The organism is Planctomycetaceae bacterium (assembly GCA_041398785.1).
Classification (GTDB): domain Bacteria; phylum Planctomycetota; class Planctomycetia; order Planctomycetales; family Planctomycetaceae; genus JAWKUA01.
Genome location: JAWKUA010000014.1, coordinates 149225 through 169252 on the forward strand (window position 1 = coordinate 149225; position 20028 = coordinate 169252).

Genomic DNA, 20028 nt, shown 5'->3' on the forward strand with positions numbered 1-20028 from the left:
GGAGGGTCGCTCGATCGACAGCATCTGCGTCATCGGGCATCCGAGTTCAGCAACGGAGCGGACACTGAGCTGGATCACCAGATGCGGTGCTGGGCCGCGATGGGAATCGAGGTTCACGTCTGTCCGACGGCACCACTGGATGCCCATCTGCTGGAGATGAAACTTGAAGATCGCGGCGTTGTGTATCACGCCCCGCGGGACTGGCCTTCCGTCGAGGGTCTGCACTGCATCGCGTACTGCAACGACGTGTTTCTGTCGGAGATTGCCGCTATCAGTCGCCATGCTCGGTCAACGACATTCGTGAACTGCATGTCGTGGAACTTCGCCAAAGAACTGGAGGCTCAGGAACAGGGGCTGATCCGGGGAATGGACTTGTTTCGACCGTCGGGGCGCCGGACCCCCGAAATGCTCGCCGGGAATCGTGTGGATGCTCCGAAGCAAGCTTCTGCAGCGAGCTGGCGTTTGGGCAGTGCCGGAGAATGATGATGCTCGGAGAGGCAGGACGTCAGCCGGAGTCGGCAGGGTCTGGCTGCCGGAAATTCGGCATCGACAGGCCTGACCGGCCGACACATAAGGTTTGCATGATGCTGTGTCGCCCCTTCAGGGCTGCGGGCATGATCCGCTGCCTTACCCGTTGCTCGCACCAGCTAACGGTATGTCGGCCCGCCGGGCCTGGAACGCATTTGGACCAGCGCCCATTTCCCGGATGAGCTCGTTCTTCCGTCGCGGAAACGTTCCGTGTCATCATACTGACGATTGTTTGTTGCGGTCCCGCGGCAGCTCCTTTCTCGGGCTGCGTTGAGTAGGCGTCGACGCGGGATTTGGAAATTTGCAGGATCTGGTTGGTGGCAAAAACCCGGCGATTTTCGCCGCTTCGGGGTTAGCAGACGGCCGGGCTTGTTTGTCATACCGCGCGGGCAATGCTCGGGCATACCGATTGCGATCCGAACACCGCTGGAAGGCATGCAGACAGGATTGGACGCCCGTCTTTTGTTGCCAAACGACTCGTTTTCCGAGCCGAGCACAACAACAGCAATCCTGTCAGGGACACCAGGTGAACATCATGATCCGAACGCAAATCCCCCAATGCCTTGGCGTAACCTTGCTGATGCTGCTGCCTGCTCCGGCGATGGCTCAGACGCTCCAGATTTTCGAAGCTCATGGTATTCCGCTGGATGAAGCTCAAAGCGGTGTGGATTTCCCCGCCGATGCTGGGTTGCCGATCGGGTCCGAGCTGCCGGAGACGGATCTGCCGCCGGACGCCGAAGCCTACGACTATGGCGAAGAACTGCTGCGGGGGCCGGTGCATGAGGCGTTTGCAGAACAGTACAACCAGGAGCCGGTCGAGGGGCTGATTGTTGATCGCGAGCCGCCGCCGAATGTTCCGGAAGTGCCTCCGGAGCTCAAACCCGAAGGCAGCAACATCGAGTGGATTTCGGGTTACTGGTTCTGGGACGATGATCGCGACGATTTCATCTGGGTCAGCGGAGTGTGGCGACACATTCCTCCCGGCCAGCGCTGGGTGCCCGGATACTGGGCGGAACTGGACGGAAAATATCAATGGGTTGGAGGAACCTGGGTTTCCACCAGCACGCCGGAAATCGAATACATCGCGCAGGCACCGCCGGAGTCGCTGGACCTCGGACCGGTGGGCACCGCTCCGTCGGAAGAGCACTTCTGGATTCCTGGCTGCTGGAACTGGAATCAGGCCAGCTATGTGTGGCGGCCTGGATATTGGTCGGCCGGATATTCGAACTGGATCTGGGTTCCTCAGCGTTCACTGTGGACACCTCGTGGTTATTTAATCTGCAACGGCTATTGGGATTATCCCATCGTGTCGCGAGGCACGCTGTTTGCGCCGTTTCGGTTTCGGCGACCGGCGTTTGTCAATGTCGGCTTCCGGTATGTTCCACGGATATCACTGCTTGCAGGCGGACTACAGGCACATTTCTGGGTGAGTCCACGGCGGCGGCATTATCTGTTCGGCGACTACTATGCCGCGAACTATCGTCGGGCGGGCATTCTTCCGTGGCATACCGTGCATCAGCGAACGGTCATTCGTGTCGGTAGCCGAGGTCTGCGTGGTTATGACCCGCTGTTCGCTCATGCCAGCCGCACGTATGGTCAGCGAGGCATCAATTTGTCGCAGCAGATCGTCAATCAGTACAACATCTATTCCAGTCGCAGCGACCGCCGACCGCCTCAGACTCTGCACGAACAGCGTCGCCGCAATGCCGCTCAGGTGGTCGCGCGATCGCCGGGATCTCGCGGTTCGCGATCGGACGAATTCTGGAATCAGGGTGACCGGCTGGCCGAATCGATTCGCGATCGAGCTCGTCAGACACCGACTGCGTTCACTCGCGTTTCCACAGATCAGCTCAGTCGCCTGCGCGAACGTGCGCTGGAAACTCCTGCTTTGGCCAGGCAGCGTTCTGAAATTGAAACCGGCGGTCGCGAACGATTTTCCTCGTCGCGTTCTGCGGCAGAGTTGCGTAGATCAGTGGAGTCGCGGGCAGCGGAGTCGCGTGTGTCAGCGGCGCAGGCGAATTCTGCGGATGGCGGATCGAACAGGCGACGTGGAACGGCTCGCACTGGCGACCCTGCGTCGACGACTGAGAGTTCTCGCTCACATGGATCCCTGCGGTCTGGAGAAGACCTGACAGCGAGGACATCGCCACGTTCCGAAGCAGTGCGGGACGCCGTGACTGGTCGGCGCGAGGGGAATGTGCGGTGGCGTTTGCCGGCGGCCGCAGCTTCCGGCGACGCGACACCGTCGCGAAGTGCGCGATCCGTTCGTGAATTGCGCGGGGACGCCACAGCCGGTGCTGCGCCGTCGGCGATCCGATCCAGCGAACGCTCGGCGTCAGGGCAAACCAATTCTTCCAGCGGCGAACGATCGGACCTGCGTTCGCGCATGGAACGTGCGACGTCAGACGCCGGTGCGGCAGCGTCGGCACTCCGTCGATCCGTTCAGGCCCGGGGTCCGGACGCGAGCAGAACGGGACCGAATTCCGGACCGGCCGCAGGTGCGGAGCAGAGAACCGTCCGTTCGGCTCCACAGTCCTCCGCAGAAGCACCACGCGTCACGCCGAGCACCCCGGCGACACGCAGTCCGGTGGACAGGCACGGCATCGCGTCTTCTGAATCAGCACAGCGCGGTGCCGATACCAACTCTCCGCTGTCTCGGCGGCGTGCATCGGCTGCCGATGGAGCGTCGTTGCAGAGGAATCGCACGTCGTCAGGTCGGCCAGCGGCCACCATGCAGGCAGGGCAGGCACCAGTTGCAACACGCAGCAAATCACCGGCAGTCGGTCGTCCGAACGCAGCAAGTGCGGTGCCTGGTCGAACACCGCGAGCAACGGCACCGGTTGCCGGTCCGTCAATCCCTCGCAGCCAACCACCGGCCTCCGGGCCAGCCATCCGCACTCGTGCGGGCGGGGTCGGCCCCGGCAACGTGCGTCGTTCCGGAAGCGGAAACGCCAATGTCGGCCGAAGTTCTGCCGTGGGCACTCCAGTGACGCGTGCTCCGGCAACGCGTGCTCCGGCAACGCGTGCTCCAGTGACGCGTGCTCCGGCAAATCGTCCACCGGCCGTTCGCAGCAACGCTGGTCGCGGTGGCTCGGGCCGAGGTGCATCTGGTCGAGGTGCAAGCGGGCAATCCGGACGCGGACGACGGTAGACCTGTCTCAGTCCCCGGAAATGATGGCTGATCGGTGCCGTTCGTGGTTGGCACGACGGACGAGCGAATTGGCTGTCCGAACAACCGAACACTGTGACTAATGCTTCACCGCAGACCCGTCGCGGCTTTTCCTTCGCTGCTTTCAGTAGCGCGGGCGGCAAGCTGGCCTGCTGCCAAGGTCAGCGTCAGCCTGCCGGGCTGCTCATTCAGGGCGCGGCCAGATCCTGCGCTGGAACACTGGCGGGACTGGTGCCACCGACGAGAACCTGACCGGCGAATCCGGCGGAAGGACGGAAGCAGACGACGAAGGTGTTGCTGCCGTCGTCGATGACCACTGGCAGCGACACGGAAGGAATTCCCGCCCCCGTCGCGGTGCTGGATGCCGTGGTGGTCAGCCGGATGGTGTGCGTGCCGGCAGGGAGTTCGGCCTGAATCACTTCGATTCGCTCCGGCAGCAGACTCCAGTACCGTGTGTCGGCTTTTTCCAGAGCTTCCCAGGCAACACCGCCAAGATTCAGCAGCAGATCGATTCCCGTGTTTCGTGAAACGGCCAGTTGGTCCTTCGCTGTATACACGGCAGCCTTCTTGATGACTCGCCGTGCGACAGCCCGCGCCAGTTGTCTGTCACGGTCGCTTTGGAAGGAATCCCAGGCGGCCTGGTTGAGATCGACCAGCACCTGACTGACGCGGTCACCGCGATCGCGGGCTGACTCAACGGACAGGACGGTTCGGAACGGGTGGTCGCTGAAATGTCGCCGCGGAACGGCAATCCTGACGGGAGCAATGGTCGGTGGCAGCGAGTGTTTTCCGGTGGCGCTCAGGATGCGGTCCGCGATCAGCAGTGCGGCGGAGGTCGGTTCGGCGCGTTCTTCGTCCCACGGCGTGACTCGACCCGCCAGCGTGATGACATGCAGGACTCCGTTGCCCTGCTGTGTGTGATTTCCGAAAGCGACGAGTTCGCTGACGGTCGATTCGGCGGTTTCGCCGGACAGATTCGTCGACGGCCGCGATGCCGACTGCCAATAGCTGATCTGGCGGATGGCACGATCAGTGACGTCCGCGTTCATCGGTTTTTCCGATTGCAGGGCTGCGAACAGGTACGTCGCCAGCGCGTTTGGAGCGAACCGTGCGGGAGCCGGTGGCGGTGCTGCGGGTGATTCAGGAACTGTTTCGGAAGGTGCGGCAACCGTCACGATCTGACCATCGCCGGTGACCGGAGCGTGCGATTTCGGAGCGAGGTCTGCAAGGTCGGCGTGGGCGAGTTCAATGGCCTGCAGTGAATACGCGAAGGCGTCCAGGCCGCCGTGAGTCAGATTGGTCAGCACCAACAGGCTGTCCATCATCCGGCGTTCGTAGTCACGACCTGACCACGCGATCGCCTTGTCGTCGCTGAGTACGGCGGCGGTCTGTTCTCCGACGTCCTTCTGCTGAAGAAAGTCCAACTGCCTGCGAGTCGCACGCAGCCGGGATTCCGCCTGTTCCGGAGAACCGCTCATCAGCAGTGCCATGGACTGGTCAAGCTGAATGATGTCGGCTTCGGCGCGACGCGCCTGCGCAGCTTCGTCCAGATGACGCATTGCCAGCGCCGGGTCGCCGGCGTCGAATCCGGAAATCGCCGCCAGATGCAGTTTTTGCGAAGAACTGCAGCCGGCGGAACTCAACAGCAGAAGTATCAGCAGCACTCGCACAGAAAAACCTCACTGTCTCTGCCGACGACAGCAACCGATGTCGAACATCAGTCGTTGAAGTGCCTGAGCTTACCCAGCAGCGACTTATGGTAGCCCTTCCGCAACAGTGCCGTTTCCTTCAGTGACTCACCCGAATGGATGTCGAGCAGCTCCAGCGTCAGTGTGTAGTCTCGCTGGTAGTCACCGTTGCTGTCCGTCGTGCCGGACGTGATTCTGGCGAACAACAGGTAATCAAACGGCTGATCGGCCCGCTGGAGTGCGGCCTGCAGGCGAAGCCGATGTTCCGGCAGGATGAGCATTTCGGGGCGGCATCGGCACTCCGCCATCGCAGCTTCAACGTAGCGCCGGCTGATCATGCGAAACGCGCCGCTCTGGCCGATCTGGGAATCGATGTGTTCGTAGATCTGTTCGCGAAAATCGCCGATCTCTTCGCTGCTCAGGTTTTCAACACCGACGAAACAGACCATCCGCACCGGCAGTCCGTCAGCGCGCGTGTATGAAACCGTGTCGATGGTATTGATTGACCGATGGGTCAGCCGGGCCACGGCTTCATCAATCAACGGCTTCCATGTTTCGGCGCCGGCTTCGTGGCTGCCGACCATGTCTCGGTCTGTGGTCGCCAGGACATGGGCTTTCTGCCGATTGCGGCAGCCGGTTGTCAGCAGCAGAGCAAGGCAGGGCAGAAGGACGAACAGCCCGAACGTCGGGCGGAGGAAGAGTCGACTCATGAGTTCGATCCATCGAACAGTTGAGAAGCGGACGTCAGCCTGAGGCGCATCGACAGAACGTCTGCGCAGAGAGGAGCCGGATTCTAAATCCCGGTCGAGTTTCCGGATAGACGGATGCCGGTCCGGCTGGAATGGCGCATGAAACAGGGATCGCCGAAAAAAATCGACGATCCCTGAAGGGCGAGAAGTGATTTCTGCTGCTTATTTCCGTGTCAAATTGATCAGACGACTTCCGTGGAGGACTCAGTGGAATGCAGGTTGATCTGTCCGAACGGCAGGGCGATTCGCAGTTCAAACTGGCGGTCGCCGCCAAGCGTTTCGGCAAGATCTGCCATTTCCTCGCTGCCGACAAAACGGTAGCAATTCACCAGCTCACTCCACGCGAAGCTGCGAACCGGTGACGGCATCAGTCGCGCGGCCGACTCCAGGTGCGGGATCGCGGATTCCAGGTCTCCCGCCTGCTTGGTGGCCACGCCAAGCATCAACTGACGCGGACCTTCAAGGGGACCAGCTTCGCCAGCCTTCTGCAGTTCGGCGACGGCCTTGTGAGGCATCTGAAGTTCAAGATATCCGTCAGCGGCGAGCAGACGGCGAATCGTTCGGGGAGTCACTTGAATTCTCATGATTATGTCATCCTTCTCGAAGTGAGACGGGGATCAACAACTCCGTTGTCGTTGTGATAATGACTCTTTCGCAAGTGTTGCGCCAAAACTCAAAAAGACAAGCACGATTCCTGCAACCCACTGCTATTTCTTCACTTATGACGGCTGACTGCCGGATTGCCAACGGTCGCCGAAGCTGCCAAAACTACAATTCCTGCATCTGACTACGACAGAATTACCAGTCCTGATCATCAGAATGCCGCACCGGGTTGCAACTTTAACCATTCTCTGCGGCAGACGAAGAATGTTGCGACGGAACTTACAACGGCCGGTGGTTTGGACTTGGCGATTCCGGGACGGACTGCGTAGGCACTGGCGGAGTCTGACGCGACGAGTCATCCGAAAGTCCGTACATGCTGAGTTTTCTGCTGGTGAGCTTTCTGGCTCCCTTCTTCATAGCGCTTGTCGCGGCGCCGGTCATTCGGTGGATTGCCCCCGCTCTGGGACTCGTTGATCAGCCGGGGCATCGCAAGGTCCACGTTAATCCAACGCCTATGGGTGGCGGAATCGCCGTGTTTCTGGGACTGGTGCTTCCCCTGGCCACGTACGCTGCGGTACCGTCGACGGTCGTTTCGCGTGTTCCGTCGCTGAGTCCCGTGGCAGCGGCGGTGGCCGATTCCGGATTGCAGCGTCAGGTTCTGGCCGTTGTCGTCGGCGCGGCGGTGCTGTTCGCAATGGGACTCGCCGACGACCGCTGGAACCTGCCGTGGTGGCTGCGACTGGGGACACAACTGGTGGTCGCCGCGAGTGTCACGTTGTCGGGAGTGCAGGCGACAGTATTCGTCAGCCAGCCGTGGGTGGGATTTGTTGTGACGGTGCTTTGGATTGTGGTCCTGACAAACGCCATGAACTTTCTGGACAACATGGATGGCTTGTCAGCGGGGATCGGCGTTATTGCGTCTGTGCTTTCGGCGGGAATTCTGCTGCTGCTTGTCAGACAGCCCCACTGGACGGTGGCGTTCGGTCTGCTGCTGCTGGCCGGTTCTCTTAGCGGCTTTCTGTGCTGGAACCGGCCTCCGGCGTCGATCTTCATGGGCGACTGCGGAAGCAACCTGATCGGTTTCCTGCTCGCCACGCTGACCGTTATGGGAACGTTCTACGACTACTCCGGCGCGCGGCATGTGATTCTGGCGCCGCTGTGTGTTCTGGCGGTGCCGCTGTACGATTTTCTGACCGTGATCCTGATTCGACTGAAGCAGGGCCGAAGTCCGTTTCACGGCGATAAGAGCCACTTTTCCCACCGATTGGTGGAACTTGGCCTGCGACCGGCTCACGCTGTGCTGACGATTCATCTGGCAACACTGATGACCGGTCTGGGAGGAATGCTGTTGTATAAGGTTTCGGACTGGACGGGCGCGTGGCTGGTGATCGCTCTGATCTGCTGCGTGCTTTGTGTGATTGCCATTCTGGAAACCGTGGGGCGCCAGCAAAAGCGATGAATCAGGTGTCTGTTTACTCCCTGCTGGCTCTGGTCACCGCCGGGTTCCTGTGGCCGTCGGAAGCAGCCATGGAAGGGCGGGGACTGCATCTTGCCGCGCTGTGGCTGATGCTTGCGGCACTGCACCCGCTTCTGGAGTCACGCTTCAATACGGCAGCGCGATTCTCGTGCCGCGGTCGGTGCCGGCTGCTGACGATCGGCATGTTGCTTCTGATCGCCGGTTTCTGGCTGTCGACGTGGCACGTGTTTCACGTTCGCGGAGATCGCCGCACGGCGCTGAACCTGGCTTTCGAATGGTCAGCAGTTCTGGCCGCATGGTGGCTGCTGAGGCACTTTACATCAACGACCATCGGCTGCGGCCGGCTTGCTTCCGTGCTGACCGGCATCGCCGTGGGACTGTCAGTTCTGGGCGTCTGGCAGCACCACTGGCTGTACCAACATCAGGCCGAGTGGTATCGGGGGATGACGGATGCCCTGAATCAGGCGACTGACGAACCTGGACTGGTCGGCCAGATGGAAGCTGCCAGCATCCGGGCCGAACTTCAGCAGAACGGAGTTCCTCTGTCGGGCACAAGCCGGGAACTCTTCGAACGCCGATTGTTGTCGAGTTCCGAGCCGTACGGCACGTTCGCTCTGGCGAATACGCTGGCGGGAGTCCTGGCCGCGTCGCTGGTGATTCTGGTCGGCAGTGTGACCACCCAGGTGCGACGACGAAGCCTGCTCCATCCCCGAACAGCCGTCCTGCAGGTGATCGCAGCCGTACTTATCGGCTACTGCCTGTTGCTGACAAAAAGCCGCACGGCCTGGGTCGGCTCGGTGGTGGGGACCCTGGCGGTGCTGCTGTCCGGCAACATCGGTCGAAGCCGGCGTCGCGCGTGGCTGGCGATTTCCGGAGTCGGAGCAGTGCTGGCGGCAGGTGCGGGAATCGGACTTGCGACAGGCGCAATCGACAGAGAAGTGGCGCTGGAAGCTCCAAGATCGCTGCAGTTTCGATTGTTCTACTGGACGGGCGCCGCGGGAGTGATTCGCGACAGTCCCGTTTTCGGAGCAGGGCCGGGCAACTTTCGACAGCGCTATCTGGCTCACAAACCCGTGGAATCCAGCGAAGAAATTCTGGATCCGCACAACATCCTTCTGGACACCTGGTCAACCGCCGGAATCGCCGGACTGGCGGGACTGCTGTTGATGATGTGGATGGGTTTGGCGCCGCTCTGGCGTGATAGCCCCGAACCGGACGATTCGCCGCGTCAGTCTCGGCGGGAACAGGGCGGCGGTCTGGTGACGGCAGCAATCGTTTCCGGCTGGGGACTCCACTGGCTCGTGCAGCTGATCGACGGGATGTCGTGGGACGACACTCAGACTGTCGTGCTCGCGATACCGGTCTGCGCATTGGGAATGGCGGTCCTGGCGGGGCGACGGTTCCCGTGTCCGCCGTCGGTGGCGGCAGCGGCGCTGCTGGCGGTGTTCGTTCATTTGCTGGGAGCCGGGGGGCTGCAGATTTCCGTCGTCGGACTGCTGCTGGCCATTCTGCTTAGCCTTGCGGTTCCCCCGGCGGTTGTCACGAATCCGGCTGTGGGGACCTCGAAGGCGAGTGTCCTTTTGCCCGCCGGCAGGAGTCTGGGCTTCGGCGGATTGGCGCTCGCGGTGATTGTCGCCGGCATTGTCCCCGTGCGAACCGCAACATCTCTGATGCTGCGAGGCGATGCGGCAATGGGAAATCGCGATTCGGGAACCGCCGAAGCGGCGTGGCGCCGTGCTGCGGACGCGGATCCGCTTGCCGTCGATCCGCGCCAACGCCTCGCGGAGGCTGCGACGTATAGACTTATGGCGGAAAGTGCCAATCGCCTGCCTGATCCTGCGCACGGGAGTCCGGAAGATCTCACGGAGAATGATGCGGCGTCAACAGAACATGAGCCGCGTGCATCCTCGCTGGCAGCCTGCGATGCCCTGATCGACTGTGACGTCTGGCGTGTCGCGGGGTATCATTACCGGGCGCAGCAGCATCAGATTCTGGCACTAAATTCCGATAACCCGACGCATTTGCGGCATGCGATCGACGACCAGAGGCGTGTGCTTGATGCGTATCCGTCAAATGGAACATACTGGATGGAACTGGCGAACATGTTTCAGGCCGACGACCAGTCTGAAGAAGCCTCGAAAGCTGCCGCCAGGGCACTGGCGATTGACGACATCAATCGGACCTGGGGACACGTTGATCGGTATCTCGCCAGCCATGAACGCGAGTACCTGGAACTCCTTGTCAACGGGGATTCACACCCCGGTACGACGCGCCCCGACAGGTAACAACAGGATCGAATCGAAGAAAGTTCTGCAATGAAGAATCTCACCACCATCGCAGCATTCATCGGGCTTGCCGGAATCCTGGTGGCCGGTCTGTATCTGTCAGGCAGCGATCTGAAGTCGTCAGATGCCGGAACCACACCGGACATTCTTGACCAGCAGAAGAGGGTGGCCACTCCTCCCAAACAACCGTCCGAAGGCCCGGAAATATCCCCGACCGGCCCGTGGCCGAAGGCTGTGGCCGAAGAGATTGAGTACAACTTCGGACGTGCTCACGTCAACCAGGAAATGGAACACACGTTTACCATTCGAAACGACGGACCTGCCGAACTTGTGCTGGTCACAGGAACGCCAACCTGTCAGTGCACCAAATTCACTCTGGATAAGACAAACGTGCCGCCGGGCGAAGTGGCGACGCTGCTGATCGAATGGAAGGGCAAGGCTGTTGACACTTCGTTCGCACACGGAGGGCCCGTGTTCACAAATGATCCTGACAACGTCACGATTCGCTTTCGAGTGGAAGGCGTCGTCGACCAGGAAATCGAGATGCGTCCCGAGGGCGACTGGAATCTGGGTGAAGTCTCGAGCGACAGCGCCGTGACGATGCACGGTTTTCTTTACAGCAACGTGTTCGACAGCTTGACTCTGAAATCCATGAAGTCGGAGTCCGGGAAGGTCACGCTGGATGCCACTCCGCTGTCGTCCGCCGACGTGATTGAGATGGACGCCCGATCCGGCATGGAAATCATCGCCACTGTTCCGCCTGACATTGCACCTGGGCCGTTCATCGACACAGTCACCGTTGAAATCGAAGAACTGACAAAGCCCGTTACGATTTCACTTCGGGCGCACAAACCCGGTGACATCAGGATCCTGCCGACCTATGGAGTAATGTGGAATGCGGAAACCCACGGACTGACACTGGGACGATTTCACACCTCGGACGGGCGGTCAGCAAAGCTGATGCTGCTGGTTGACGAATCAAAAATGGATCAGCCGCTGGAACTGACGGAAGTGACTGCGGATCCGTCGTTCATTGAAGTCACGCTGACTCCGGAAGGCAGCACCGGCGGCAAAATGAAACGGTATTCTCTGTCAGTCGTCGTTCCCCCGGGCATTCCCCGAACCGACCGCGAAGAAAACAACCCCGGCAGGATCGTCTGCAAGACAAACCATCCCAGCGGAGAACAACTGCTGCTGAACCTGAAACTAAAGGCGTTCTGAATCAGCCGGTGCTGGCCGGTCGTTCCGTGCCGTGAGCCGGCTTCACTTCCCGTCATCGATCAGGATGACCGTCACCTGGGATTCTCGATCTCACGGCAAACCGTTATGGTGCCAACCCGGCGGAGGTGTTCCGCTGGTCCATGTCCGCATCTGTCCCGTCAGCCAGGATATCTGTCGTGCGCGGTCCCGCTTTGGCCCTTCTGGGCATCGTTTGCCTGATCGCTCTGCTTTTTGTGGCACTCCGTCTTCGAGACACCAGTGTGAAGTCCACGGCTGTGGATTCCGTACCGGAGGGTGCAGCGTCAGACGTTCCGGATGCGTCTCCGGCAACCGCCGAAGCAGCGGCCCCCGTTCACAGTGACGTTGTGCCGGTCTGGAACGAATGGCCCGCGCCTCAACTGGGGCTGCTTGTCACCGGAGAACAACACGGCTACTTCGAACCGTGCGGCTGCACGTCCAACCAGATGGGCGGAATGTCCCGGCGCGCGAATCTTGCGAAGAAGCTTACGGATGCCGGCTGGACGCTGCGAGGCGTTGATCTGGGTGGATTGGCACGCAGATCCGTACGACAGGCTCAGATCAAGTTCGAAACGTCACTGCTTGCGCTGCGGGAACTGAACTACGCAGCAGTTGGACTCGGTCCGGAGGATCTCCGGCTGAGTCCCGACTTCCTGTTGTCGCAGCAGCACCTTCCGGATGACGAGCATCCGCTGTTTCTCGTCAGTGCCAATCTGGTCTTCTTTGATACCCCGGAACTCGGCACGCCGACCCCTACCGCCATTGTGACTGAACAGGGAGTGACGGTTGGAATTACGTCCGTGCTCAGCGAAAGCCTGAAGGAAACCGTTCTTCCGGAAGGAGCCAATCTGAACATCACGTGGTCGGAACCGGGGCCGGCGATTGAAAAGGCCATGGCGACTTTCGACGAAGCCGGTGCCGGTTTCCGCGTGTTGTTGTCACACGGGACGCTTGAGGAATCGAGGGCACTTGCGGAACAGTTTCCGGGGTTCGATGTCATCCTCGCCGCGGAAGGCCCCAGTGATCCGGATCCCACTGCGCTGCCGGACAAGGTCGGTAAGACTCTGGTGCTGGAGCTGGGCCGCAAGGGAAAATACGCCGGCGTCATTGGAATCTACCCGGACGACAACGAAACACCGGTCCGGTTTCAGTTGATCCCGCTCGAACGCAGCGCGTTCGACGATACTCCGGAAATGGTACAACTGATGCAGGAGTATCAGGAACGGCTGCGGGACGAGCAGATCGTTCTGTCGGAGAACCCCAAGCTGCATCCGTCGGGCGCGTTCTTTCTCGGGTCGGAGACGTGCGGAGAATGCCACTCGAAGGCTTATGAAGTCTGGGCCGCATCAGGTCATGCTCACGCGCTGGAAAGCCTCGACCCTCAGAACCAGCGGACAGGCTACGAACGCCTGAACGGAGTGGCGCGAATGTTCGACCCGGAATGCCTGGCATGCCACGTGACAGGATGGAATCCCGAAGAATACTTCCGCTATGAATCCGGGTTCCTCAATGAACCGTTTGCTACAACCGATGAACAGAAGCTGCTGGAAAAAAGCATGGCCGGCAGCGGCTGCGAAAACTGCCATGGTCCCGGAAGCCGACACGTCGAACTTGTCGACGCCGACGACCTGGACGCGGCTCGCCAGGAAGTTCGCGTGACATTACAGCAGGCGAAAGACAACGTGTGCTACAAATGCCACGACGTCGACAACAGTCCGCATTTTGAATTCGATGATTACTGGCCGAAAGTTGAACACAAGGGCATGGACTGAGTGCATCCGCTTCGTCAACTGGCCCAGCTGGTCGGCCTGCATGTGCCGGCTGAGTATCTGACTTTGCTTCAGAACTATCCCGCTGAACTGCTGGCGGCGATGCGGGCCGCCGACGGGTCCGACCTGGAAGGCACCGTCAGCGCCGTGGAACTGATTGCGGAACCCGAACAGGTTCTGGAAATCAACCGCGAAGCGCGATCCGGCCCGGTCCTGAAACCGTCGGGTGAAGAATTCTTCTGGCCGCAGCAGTTGATCGTGATTGGCGAAAGCGGCACCGGCGACTACTACTGTATCGATGCCACGGGCGAGCACGATGGCGTGCTGCTGTTTGAACATCAGCCGGTGGAATTTGCTCAGGTCTCGGAATCGCTGGACGATTTCGTCGACCTGCTGATTGAAAACTTCGCGCCATCCACCAATGATCCCGCCGCCGAGCGGTGAAACCACTGCTTTGCCGATGGCTGCCCCGGCTCCCTGAAAACCTGACGCTTCGCAATCCATGCAGACTCCGCAGAATATTCGCGTCCACAAACAGGATCGCATCCTGGAACTCGTCTGGAATGACGGGAAAACGTCACGGCTGCCGTTTCGCAGCGTCCGACAGAACTGTCGCTGCGCTGTCTGCGTCGATGAATTCACCGGACGACAGGTGCTGGATCCGAACAGCGTTCCGGATGACATCGAAATCCTTGAGGCATCGCTGACCGGCAACTACGCCATGAAATTTCGCTGGTCCGATACCCACGATTCCGGCTTGTTTACCTGGGACCATCTGCGATCAATTGCCGATCGGCTGGCGGCGGGATAGCAGCCTGCGTCGTTCCGCCGTGCTTTTGCAAACTCCGCGTGGATCTTCTAACTTACCCTGACGGGCTGAAGCGTCATCGGCCCCCAATTTCATCTTCGCAACAGGCAGGCAGCAATGGCCAAGGCACGAGGCAAGTCCGTTCCCGCGAAAGGATCGGCCGACAGTAACGGATCGATGCTCGAAAACGCCGTCGGGCAGATCGAAAAGACGTTCGGCCAGGGTTCGATCATGAAGTTGAACTCGGCGGAGAACTTTGCCGGCGTCCCGGGAATCTCGACCGGCGCGCTTTCGCTGGACCTGGCACTCGGCGGGCGCGGATTCCCCCGCGGCCGCATCATCGAACTCTACGGACCGGAATCCAGCGGCAAGACGACTCTGGCCCTGCACGCTCTGGCAAGTGCGCAGAAGGAAGGCGGGATTGCGGCGTTCATCGACGCGGAACACGCTCTTGATCCCTCATGGGCGCGAAAACTGGGAGTCAACCTGGACGAACTGCTGGTCAGCCAGCCGTCCTATGGCGAAGAAGCACTGCAGATCGCCGAGATGCTGATCAAATCCAATGCCGTCGACATCATTGTGATCGATTCGGTCGCCGCCCTGGTTCCCAAAGCCGAACTGGACGGTGAAATCGGTGACAGCCATGTCGGGCTGCAGGCTCGCATGATGAGTCAGGCGATGCGCAAGCTTACCGGAGCGATCGCCAAGGCCAGGACCACCGTGATTTTCATCAATCAGCTTCGTGAAAAAATCGGTGTCATGTTCGGCAGTCCGGAAACCACACCCGGCGGCAAGGCACTGAAGTTTTACAGCTCCTGCCGAGTCGACGTGCGGAGAATTGCGTCGCTGAAAGACGGCGACACGCAGATCGGAATCCGAATGCGCGCCAAGATCGTAAAGAACAAGGTCGCGCCTCCGTTCCGGATCGCGGAGTTCGACATGTACAACACCAGCGGCATCAGCCGGGAAGCGGATCTGGTCGATCTGGCAGTCGAAGAAAAAATCATTGACCGCAGCGGAAGCTGGTTCAGCTACGGCAAGACAAGGCTGGGGCAGGGACGGGATCGCGCGAAGGCGTTTCTGGAAGAAAACCCTGATATCGTCACTGAAATCACAAACAAAGTACTGGCGGCAAAGGGATTTCCTCCCGTTGGAGCAGCGCCGGCCGCAGAAGCCGAGGCCGAAGAACCCGTTGAGGCGGAAGTGTCCTGAACGGATTTCGGAAATGACTGAAACCTGAAAACGCCCGTGCCTGATCAAGCACCCCATGCCTATCTGAAACGCGGTCTGGTCTGGCGAATGGTGCATGTCGCCACAAGCCTGTTCACGCACAGCTGGCTGCGGCTTTCGGTCACCGGGCGCGAGAACATCGACAACACTCGCGGCGGCATTCTGCTGTTCAATCACCAGAGCTTTCTTGATCCGCTGCTGGCGGCCGTGCGTCTCAGTCGGCCTGTGTCCTATCTGGCTCGTGACAGCCTGTTTGTGATTCCGGTCGTGGGCTGGATTCTGCGAAACACCTACGTCACGCCGCTGAATCGGACCGCATTCCGCGGCAGCAGTATTCGGCAGGCCCTGGAACGGCTGGAATCCGGCTTTCTGGTGGGAGTCTTTCCGGAAGGTACGCGGACTCCCGATGGCGAAGTGAAGGCTTTTCGACCGGGATTTCTCTCGCTGGTGCGCCGCAGCGATGTCCCCATCTATCCGGTCGGCATTTCCGGAGCGGACAAGGCCATGCCGCGAGGAGCATGGTTTGTCCGTCCGGCTCGAATCACGATACACTATGGTGCACCACTGACAGCAGCCGAGTGCGAACAGCTTCGTGAGAACAGGAACGAAAAAGCCGCCGCAGAACTTGCCAGACAGCGAGTGATGGAAAACCAGTTGCTGGCAGCCAAAAACCTCAGCACACGGGCACTGACATGACCATCGACGCAAACAGTCCTGTTACGCTGTTGTCGGTACCCTATGAACCGGAAGCCGTGTTCCTCGTCAACGCGCTTGCCGATCACGGCGTCGAAGCGAGAATGTTCGGCGTGCTGACGTCGGCCTTTCGCGCGGAGGCTCCGGGGGAGGTTTCCGTCACCGTCCGCAGCGCTGACCTCGCGCGAGCCCAGCAGGCGCTGGAACAAATCGACCGCGAGCGAGGACAGGTGGACTGGTCAAAGGTCGATGTGGGTGACCCCGAGGAGTAAGAATCAACGTTTCGGCGAAGTGAGTTGGACATGCAAAAGCAAAGGATGGGGCCGAACGACACTCACCCGGATGTCGATGCCCTTCAGGCAGCAGGGTTTCGCGCGATGACGGCGGAACGGAAGTTTGCACTCATGGACTCGCTGACGACTTCGTGTGTTTCAATGGCGCGGCAGGCCATTCGGGATGCTCACCCGGATCTCAGCCAGCGCGAACGTGATTTATTGTTCGTCGAGATCCACTATGGGAGGGAATGGGCAGAGCGTCTTCGTGACCGCGCTATCGGATCGGACGAGCGATGAAGGACCAGCAGATTTTCGGCGCTCTGGCACCTGTCGTTCGCCAGCTTGATGCACAGCAGATTTCTTATTGCATCGGTGGCTCAGTGGCGAGCTGTCTGCATGGATTCGTGCGGACAACGATGGACGCCGATCTTTTGGTCGACTTGCGACACGATCATGTCGACGCATTCGTCAAGGCGTTGGACACCGATTATTACGTTTCCGCTCCGATGATTGTCGACGCCGTGTCTCGCCGACGGTCCTTCAACATCATGCTGTACGAAACGATGTTCAAGGTCGACTTCTTTATCGCGAAGGCTCGCGCCTTTGACCAGTCAGCACTCTCGCGAGCGCAGTGCAAGCTAATTTCCGGCGCGACATCAACGATCGAAGTGCGAGTGGCTTCACCGGAAGATCTCGTCCTCCTGAAACTGGAGTGGTATCGCAAGTCGAACGACACGTCGGAACGACAATGGCGAGATGTTCAGGAAGTCCTGAAGGTCAGCCGTGACGGTCTCGACATCCCCTACCTGCGTCACTGGGCGTCGGAACTGAACCTGTCTGAATTGTTGGAAGAAGCGCTGGCGGATGCCGGTGCCTGTTGATTGGGGGGCGACTCCAATTGCGATGCAGTCTTCAGCGGTGCCGGACGAGACAAAAGTCGTTCTGGCGAGCGGCGAATGAGCAACGTCTGCCGATGCTGCCAGCAGCCGCTGTGGCCGACTTGCCTGCGACAACGTGTCGCACGCCTGAACAAAACACTACGCAATATGCTCGACGACACCGACATCCAGAATTCTCGCGGCACAAAGAATCGCGTGAATCCGTTTCAGCCGTATCACTGGCTGGTCGAACCGGAATACTCCGCCAACGACTGCGTTGAGGACGTCGCTGCGATTTTTCTGACCAACCGCGAATGCCCGTTTCGCTGTCTGATGTGTGACCTGTGGAAGAACACGACCGACGATCGCGTTCCCGTCGGCGCGATTCCCGCTCAGATCCGCTTTGCACTCAAACAGCTTCCGCCGGCGCGCCATATCAAGCTCTACAACAGCGGCAACTTCTTCGACGCGCAGGCTATTCCGCCTCAGGACCTTGCAACAATCGCTGAACTGGTGGGTACGCACGAAACTGTGATCGTTGAGAATCACCCGAAACTGTGCTCAGAACGCTGCGTACAGTTTCGTGATCTGTGCGGCGGTCAACTGGAAATCGCTCTGGGGCTGGAAACATCTCATGCGGCGACGCTGGCGACGCTGAACAAGCAGATGACGACCGACGACTTCGCTCGCGCGTGTGAGTTTCTGCGGTCGCACGAGATTCGTCTTCGCACATTCATCCTGCTGCGACCGCCGGGAGTCTCGGAAGAGCAGGGGATTGCACAGGCGCTGGAATCGATTCGCTTTGCGTTTAACTGCGGCGTCGACTGTTGCTCGGTGATTCCGACTCGAAGCGGAAACGGCATCATGGATCGGCTGCAGCGCGAGGGACGCTTTACGCCGCCGTTGCTGAGGTCACTGGAATCAGTATTGGACGAAGCAGTCGGGTGGCAGCGAGGACGCGTCTTCGCCGACATCTGGGAAGCCGAGCAGTTTTCCACCTGTCCGGAATGTTGTTCCCGGCGAATCGATCGACTGCGGCGTATGAATCTCAGCCAGCGATCTCAACCACAGGTATCGTGTGACCGATGCACTTCCAGGCCGACATGCTGATTCTCGGGTCCGGTTTTGGCGGTAGTCTGCTGGGAATGATCCTGGCGAAATCGGGATGGCACGTGGTGATCGCTGACACGGCCAGGCACCCGCGATTCGCGATCGGTGAATCGTCAACGCCGCTCGCCGATGCGGCGCTGGCGAAGATCGCGACCACGTACGACCTGCCGGAACTGGTGCCGCTGACCCGCTACGGTTCCTGGAAGCGGATTCATCCGGAACTGACCTGCGGACTGAAACGCGGGTTCAGCTACTTCGGCCATTCGCCGGGACGTGACCTGACTCCGCATACGATTGCCGGACAACAACTGCTGGTATCCGCCAGCGCCGGTGATGACGTCTCCGACACGCACTGGCTGCGCAGCGACGTGGATGCGTTCTTCGCAGTGAATGCACGGCAACATGGTGTGGTGTTGTACGAAGGCGCTGAATACACTCTGCACCGCACCTCAGCCGGCTGGACGATGGAAGGCACGACTCAGGACGGACCGTTTCAACTGAGCTGTCCGTTCGTCGTCGATGCGACCGGCGCTGCAGGAGTCGTGCTGCGGACGCTGAGTATCGCCGATCTGTCTCACCAGCTTCTGACATCATCGCGAAGCGTGTTTGCTCACTTTTCTGACGTACGAAGGGTTGGCGCACTGCTGGCCGAATCGGGGATTGATCGCAGCAGACACCCGTTTCCGTGCGACGCAGCGGCGGTCCACCATGTCCTGGACAACGGCTGGATGTGGCAGTTGCCGTTCGACGACGACACAGTCAGCGCCGGCTTCATGTTCCACCGACAGAATGCTGATATCGAACATGGATTCTTCCCGGTCGAACCCGGAACACCAGGCTCCAGCGCAGCGGCCGGAACTCCATTGTCCGTCTGGGATGCACAACTCCAGCGGTTTCCGTTTCTGCGTCGACAGTTTGAAAACGCGACGGTCGTCCGGCCGCGGGAAGGTCTGGTCATGACCGGACGATTGCAGCGTCTCGCCGCGCGTGCCGCCGGACCGAACTGGGCGGCACTGCCTTTCACGGCCGGCTTCATTGATCCGCTGCACAGCACGGGAATCGCTCATACGCTGTTCGGAGTCCGCCGGCTGGCCGACATTCTTCTGACAACATCCATCAAAGACATTCGTGAACAGCGGCTTGCCGAATATTCCGCTGACCTGATCCGTGAAATCCGCCACATCGACCGGCTGGTGGAAGGCTGCTACGCGGGGCTGCCGAGTTTCCGGCTGTGGTGCGCCTGGACGATGCTGTATTTCGCGGCCGTGACGTCGATGGAACATTCATCGAAATCGAAACACGGTTCATTCCTGATGGCCGATGACGTCGAGTTTCGAAAGCTGCTGATCTCGGCTCGACGCCGGTTACAAAATTGCGTTTCGACTGGGGCGAGCAACGCCGACTGCGGCCAATTCGAAGCCTGGCTTCGCGAAGCGATCGCGCCGTGGAATTCCGTCGGGCTGCTCGATCCCGACTCCAGTGGGATGTATGCCGGCACGGCCGCACGATGATCGTTCGAAGCGTGCG

At 60.1% G+C, this 20028-nt stretch carries 18 protein-coding genes; 15 read left to right on the forward strand and 3 right to left on the reverse strand.

The features are described from left to right. Nucleotides 1-81: 81 nt before the first annotated feature. A complete protein-coding gene (locus tag R3C19_17090; GenBank protein ID MEZ6062058.1) occupies nucleotides 82-483 on the forward strand; it encodes a hypothetical protein in 402 nt (133 codons plus the stop codon). Nucleotides 484-1063: 580 nt separating this feature from the next. Beyond that, a complete protein-coding gene (locus tag R3C19_17095) occupies nucleotides 1064-3679 on the forward strand; it encodes a hypothetical protein (GenBank protein ID MEZ6062059.1) in 2616 nt (871 codons plus the stop codon). Between the two features lie 206 nt (nucleotides 3680-3885). On the opposite strand, the gene R3C19_17100 is transcribed toward R3C19_17095, so the two are convergent. The 3 genes from R3C19_17100 to R3C19_17110 form a co-directional block, all read right to left on the reverse strand. Beyond that, nucleotides 3886-5367 (reverse strand): hypothetical protein, encoded by a 1482-nt coding sequence (locus R3C19_17100; GenBank protein ID MEZ6062060.1) that lies wholly within the window; start codon nucleotides 5365-5367, stop codon nucleotides 3886-3888. A gap of 47 nt (nucleotides 5368-5414) precedes the next feature. Further along, on the reverse strand, nucleotides 5415-6095 hold the full coding sequence (locus R3C19_17105; GenBank protein ID MEZ6062061.1) for a penicillin-binding protein activator LpoB: 681 nt from the start codon (nucleotides 6093-6095) through the stop codon (nucleotides 5415-5417). A gap of 221 nt (nucleotides 6096-6316) precedes the next feature. Further along, nucleotides 6317-6718 carry a hypothetical protein gene (locus R3C19_17110; protein ID MEZ6062062.1) on the reverse strand — a complete coding sequence of 134 codons (402 nt, stop codon included), beginning with the start codon at nucleotides 6716-6718 and terminating at the stop codon, nucleotides 6317-6319. A 392-nt stretch (nucleotides 6719-7110) separates the two neighbouring features. On the opposite strand from R3C19_17110, the gene R3C19_17115 reads away from it, so the two are divergent. From R3C19_17115 to R3C19_17175, 13 genes are all read left to right on the forward strand, one after another. Next, nucleotides 7111-8196 (forward strand): MraY family glycosyltransferase, encoded by a 1086-nt coding sequence (locus tag R3C19_17115; protein ID MEZ6062063.1) that lies wholly within the window; start codon nucleotides 7111-7113, stop codon nucleotides 8194-8196. Beyond that, nucleotides 8193-10499, forward strand: coding sequence for an O-antigen ligase family protein (locus R3C19_17120; protein MEZ6062064.1), 2307 nt, complete (start codon nucleotides 8193-8195; stop codon nucleotides 10497-10499). The genes R3C19_17115 and R3C19_17120 overlap by 4 nt, the downstream gene beginning before the upstream one ends. A 30-nt stretch (nucleotides 10500-10529) precedes the next feature. Then, nucleotides 10530-11720 (forward strand): DUF1573 domain-containing protein, encoded by a 1191-nt coding sequence (locus R3C19_17125; GenBank protein ID MEZ6062065.1) that lies wholly within the window; start codon nucleotides 10530-10532, stop codon nucleotides 11718-11720. 140 nt (nucleotides 11721-11860) lie between these two features. Further along, entirely contained in the window at nucleotides 11861-13510 is a 1650-nt protein-coding gene (locus R3C19_17130) for a multiheme c-type cytochrome (GenBank protein ID MEZ6062066.1), read from the forward strand. Then, the gene (locus R3C19_17135; GenBank protein MEZ6062067.1) at nucleotides 13511-13951 is read left to right on the forward strand and encodes an SMI1/KNR4 family protein; all 441 of its coding nucleotides are present in this window, start codon (nucleotides 13511-13513) and stop codon (nucleotides 13949-13951) included. Between the two features lie 58 nt (nucleotides 13952-14009). Next, complete coding sequence (locus tag R3C19_17140) at nucleotides 14010-14318, forward strand: DUF971 domain-containing protein (GenBank protein ID MEZ6062068.1); 309 nt, start codon at nucleotides 14010-14012, stop codon at nucleotides 14316-14318. A gap of 114 nt (nucleotides 14319-14432) precedes the next feature. Next, on the forward strand, nucleotides 14433-15527 hold the full coding sequence (recA, locus tag R3C19_17145; protein ID MEZ6062069.1) for a recombinase RecA: 1095 nt from the start codon (nucleotides 14433-14435) through the stop codon (nucleotides 15525-15527). Nucleotides 15528-15563: 36 nt separating this feature from the next. After that, nucleotides 15564-16241: a lysophospholipid acyltransferase family protein gene (locus R3C19_17150; protein MEZ6062070.1), complete on the forward strand. Its 678-nt coding sequence runs from the start codon at nucleotides 15564-15566 to the stop codon at nucleotides 16239-16241. Next, the gene (locus R3C19_17155; GenBank protein ID MEZ6062071.1) at nucleotides 16238-16510 is read left to right on the forward strand and encodes a hypothetical protein; all 273 of its coding nucleotides are present in this window, start codon (nucleotides 16238-16240) and stop codon (nucleotides 16508-16510) included. Before R3C19_17150 ends, R3C19_17155 begins: the two co-directional genes overlap by 4 nt. A gap of 30 nt (nucleotides 16511-16540) precedes the next feature. Beyond that, entirely contained in the window at nucleotides 16541-16810 is a 270-nt protein-coding gene (locus R3C19_17160; protein ID MEZ6062072.1) for a hypothetical protein, read from the forward strand. Next, nucleotides 16807-17394, forward strand: a complete 588-nt coding sequence (locus tag R3C19_17165) for a hypothetical protein (GenBank protein MEZ6062073.1) — start codon at nucleotides 16807-16809, stop codon at nucleotides 17392-17394. Before R3C19_17160 ends, R3C19_17165 begins: the two co-directional genes overlap by 4 nt. A gap of 165 nt (nucleotides 17395-17559) precedes the next feature. Then, complete coding sequence (locus tag R3C19_17170; protein MEZ6062074.1) at nucleotides 17560-18501, forward strand: radical SAM protein; 942 nt, start codon at nucleotides 17560-17562, stop codon at nucleotides 18499-18501. Next, complete coding sequence (locus tag R3C19_17175; protein ID MEZ6062075.1) at nucleotides 18477-20012, forward strand: tryptophan 7-halogenase; 1536 nt, start codon at nucleotides 18477-18479, stop codon at nucleotides 20010-20012. The genes R3C19_17170 and R3C19_17175 overlap by 25 nt, the downstream gene beginning before the upstream one ends. The last annotated feature ends 16 nt before the right edge of the window (nucleotides 20013-20028 follow it).